The organism is Bradyrhizobium sp. P2_E8 (assembly GCF_056403875.1).
On sequence record NZ_JBFUES010000735.1, the window covers coordinates 1 to 3,940 of the forward strand.

The following is a 3,940-nucleotide window of genomic DNA, read 5'->3' on the forward strand; positions in this document are numbered from 1 at the left end:
ATCGGCGGCATCGTAACCCTCGACCATCCGCTCGATCGAATAGCGCAGCCGATCATACTCGGGTCCGGCAAAATGACGGCGCAGGAAATCGGCGACGGTGAGGTCGTCCTTCAAATCCCCGAGCACGGCATGCAGCTCCGCCTCGTGCGGATCGTGAGGGTCCTCGCGCGAAAAATCTGCGCCGTCAAACCTCCATAGCGTGCCTTCGATCTCCTGAAGGGACAGCCCCGCCTCGCCCAGCAGGGCGTGCGTCACCGGTGCCTCGCCATGGACGAATTCGGCGCCGCCATCGGCGGGGTAGCCGAACTCTGCCGCCGGCAGCGGATGGATGCGCCCGCCGCAGCGTTCGCGTGCCTCCAGGATCGTCACCCTCTTGCCGGCGCGCGCAAGCTCGCGCCCCGCCATCAGGCCAGCCGGGCCGGCGCCGAYGATGACGATGTGCTCGGATGTGTCCGACATGCCGGCGCTTTACCTGACGAGGCCTTGCGGATCGTTCTTGATCAGGTACCGCAGCAGCAGCACACCGCCGCCAAGCTCGCGCGTGCTCTCCAGCGTCATCGCGGTGAGGGGCGCGCGCTTGTCGCTGTCTGAGTCCGTCGAGTCGAAGACGAAGGGTGCGCCCTTGGCGCCATCGATCGCGGGGCTCAGGATCAGATTGAATTCGTCGATGAGACCGGCGCGCAGGAACGCGCCATTGGCGACGCCGCCGCCCTCGACCAGCAGGCGCTTCACGCCGAGCTCGCGGTTGAGAATGTCGAGCGCCAGCGCGAGGTCGATCTCCGACCTGCCGGCAAAGATGTAGGACACGCCCTCGCCGCGCAGGCCTGCAAGGTGTGCATCCGGCACGGTCTCGGTCAGCACGACCACGATCGGATCGCCGCCAATATCCGCGCGGCCCCAGCCGATCTTGCCCTGCGCATCGAGCACGACGCCATAGGTCTTTGCATCACGCCGCGCAAACCACGGCTCCCGCGGAAACGTCTCGGCCGTCCCGGTGGGATAGGGCTTGCCCTTGGCGAACTCCGAGCCGGTGACGCGGCCGATCACCCAGGCATCGCCGCCGAGCTCATCATGGATCTTCTCGAACCAGTCCGTGCCCGCGCCCTTCGGACGCCAGCGGCTGGGGTGTGTGCGGCCATCCAGGCTGGAGTGCATCAAACAGATGACATACGGCTTCATGCAAATCTCCGGACTGCGCTCAGGCCGCCGTTCCGCTGCCGCCGCTCCTGGCGCGATCGTTGACGATCACCGCGAGCGGATTGAGCTTTGGCGGYGCGACGAGTTTCAGCGTGTTGGTGTCGTGATGATTGAACGGCGCGCCGCGCACGAACAACTCGGTCTGGATCAGATAGGTCCAGCTTCCGTCGTCGTTGAAGGTGATGTCGCAGCGGTAAGCATCGGTGCGGAAGGCCTGTTCCAGGAAGTCGGTCGAGCAGATCCCGTAAGCGGTGTCGCCGCGCTTCGCCGTGACGGAGATGGTCCTGTCATCAGGTCCGGCCTTGCCCGAGGCGAGCAGCACCTGCCCGCGCGGGATCGCCAGCGTCTGCATGATCAGCCCGGTCGCGGGCTCCCACAGCCAGTAGCCGACCTGGTCGTGGAAGGTGATGTCCTCCTCGGGCGTGTTGATGTGGATGTGATAGCGCAGGCCATAGAGCAGCTGCGGCCCGTTGGCCTGCGGATCGATCGGGTCCATCCGAATGCGCTCGATGAAGGTCCGCCGCTCCGGCCCCTCCGCCTWCGGGTTGACGTCGATCCCCTTGTCGGCCTGCCAGCTGCCTGCGAGACGACGCAGCGGGCCGAGATTGGCGAGGCCGTCGGGCGAAACGTCCTCGGGCTCGGTGAAGATGTCGGCGGGAATAGGGAGCATGGGGGCCTCGCGGGAAGTTGCGTGGAGCAGCAATAGCACGGAGGCGGGAACGTGGCTCGTGCTCAAGCCTCACAATCGCGAATGGCACAGGCGCCGATGCGCGGACACGCCGCCTCGCGCGGGTTCAGCCCGCTTTCGTCCCCGTGATGGCGGCAAGTGCCTCGACGAGCCGGTCGAGATCGGCCTCCTCGGTGTAAAGCGCCGGCGTCACGCGGATGCATTGGCCCCTGGCGACGCCCGCCCGGCGAACCGTCAGGACCTTGTAGCTGTCCCTGAGCTTCGCCACGACGGCGTCGTTGTCGGCCTTGCTCGTCTTGCCGGCGAGGCGGAAGGACGTGATCGCACCATACAGACCGGCCTCATCGGGCGTCAGGATCTCGATGTCCTTGAAGCCCCTGCTACGACTGACCCAGTAGTCGCGCAGGTAGCGCAGGCGGGCCTGTTTCGCCGCAGCGCCGATCTGCTGATGGAGTTCGACGGCCGCAGGCACCGTCAGCACCGTCGCGAAATTGACGGTGCCGGTGTGGACCCGCGAGCGGATGTCGGTTTCCGGAAAATCCTCGTCACCGAGGTCGCGATCGATGTCGGCGAGGCGATCCTTCTTGATGTAGAGGAAGCCGACGCCGACCGGCGCGCCGATCCATTTGTGCAGATTGAAGCCGACGAAATCGACCTCAAGCTCACTCAGCCTGAAGTCCATCTGCCCCCAGGAATGGGCGGCGTCGAGGATGGTGTCGATGCCCTTGGCTTTGGCCATGCGGGCGATCTCGGCGACCGGCATGACGAGGCCGGTGCGATGGCTGACATGGGTGAGGAGGAGAAGCCTGGTCTTCGGATTCGCCTCGAAGGCACGGGCATAGGCGTCGAGCACGGCCTGGCGGGTGGCCGGCTCGGGCACATCGAACTTGACCACGTCGACACCGCGGCGCGCCCTGAGCGCGTTCATCGCATACTGCATCGAATCGTAGTCGAGGTCGGCGTAGAGCACGCTGTCGCCGGGCTTCAGCTTGTTGTAGCCGCTGATGAGCAGCTGCAGCGCTTCGGTCGCGCCGCGGGTGAGCGCGATTTCGCCGGGCGCCGCGCCGACCGCCTCCGCCACCTTGGCCCGCACGGCCTCGAAATCCGCACCTGCGCGCTGCCGCGCGTAGTAGGTGTTCTGATAGTTGACCATGTCGGACTGGCGGATGAACTCGCGCCTGACAGGCTCGGCCATGATGCCCCAGAAGCCGTTCTCCAGATTGACGACATCAGGCGTCACGGCATAGAGCCCCTTCACGGCCGTCCAATAGGCCTTGTCGGTGGCGATTGCCGCCGCCGATCCGGTCAGCTGCGCCGGCAGGGCCTCGGCCGCAAAAGCCGGCGCCGCCAGCGGTGCGACGGCTGCGGCCGCGAGGCCCTTCAGAATCGACCGGCGGTCGGAAAAAATTGTCTTGATCAGCTGCATGTCCGTCCTCTGCGATGCGCGGCGAAAGGAGCAGCGATCGATGGAACTCCGATGACAGGGCGATGACGGTCTGATGATGTCGGGGGTTGTCCTGGCAGGGACTACGATCTGGTTGGCCGCGCGGATCTCGAGTCACGACCAGATGATCGGCATGAACTTCAATTCTCTTTGGGCCAGCTCCGCCTGCAATCGCTGCGCCCGTTCTTTGGCCGCGTTGCCGACCAGCCGATACCTGCTGCCCATCGCTCGATCCGCTTCGACCTGATGTCGGATGCTTTCATACAGTCGGAGCACGCTGTGATCGCTCAGGTGCTCAAAGCTCTTGCCTTGGGAAGGCAGCGCGGGATCAGACGCATTACTCGCCCGGATATCCGAAAGGTGCCCGTCGATCGATTTCTTCTGCTTCATGACACCTTGGTGGGTTGCGCACGGCAACACGGGCCGCCGCCCCGAGTTCCTCGGCGACGCGCTAGCTTCGCCACCTGGCCATGGGTCTTCTCCGTACCGTATTGACCTCGGGTGTCCTGGGAAGGTCCGGCACGGAGGAACATCAATCCAACTGAGGGATTGGGATACTGGTCTGTGGCGCGATACAAGTTTCGCGACATCCACCCGGAACGACCCATCGT

At 65.3% G+C, this 3,940-nt stretch carries 5 protein-coding genes; all 5 read right to left on the reverse strand.

Going from position 1 to position 3,940, the window contains the following annotated elements; genetic code table 11:
* Window positions 1-459: FAD-dependent oxidoreductase (locus AC1D00_RS30665; RefSeq protein WP_477013239.1), on the reverse strand; the 459-nt coding region annotated here is incomplete at its 3' end.
* 9 nt (window positions 460-468) lie between these two features.
* Entirely contained in the window at window positions 469-1,179 is a 711-nt protein-coding gene (locus AC1D00_RS30670; protein WP_477013240.1) for a RibD family protein, read from the reverse strand.
* Between the two features lie 19 nt (window positions 1,180-1,198).
* Window positions 1,199-1,867, reverse strand: coding sequence for an FABP family protein (locus tag AC1D00_RS30675; protein WP_477013241.1), 669 nt, complete (start codon window positions 1,865-1,867; stop codon window positions 1,199-1,201).
* A 124-nt stretch (window positions 1,868-1,991) separates the two neighbouring features.
* The gene (locus AC1D00_RS30680; protein ID WP_477013242.1) at window positions 1,992-3,311 is read right to left on the reverse strand and encodes an aminotransferase class V-fold PLP-dependent enzyme; all 1,320 of its coding nucleotides are present in this window, start codon (window positions 3,309-3,311) and stop codon (window positions 1,992-1,994) included.
* A 132-nt stretch (window positions 3,312-3,443) separates the two neighbouring features.
* Window positions 3,444-3,719: a hypothetical protein gene (locus AC1D00_RS30685; protein WP_477013243.1), complete on the reverse strand. Its 276-nt coding sequence runs from the start codon at window positions 3,717-3,719 to the stop codon at window positions 3,444-3,446.
* Between the last annotated feature and the right edge of the window lie 221 nt (window positions 3,720-3,940).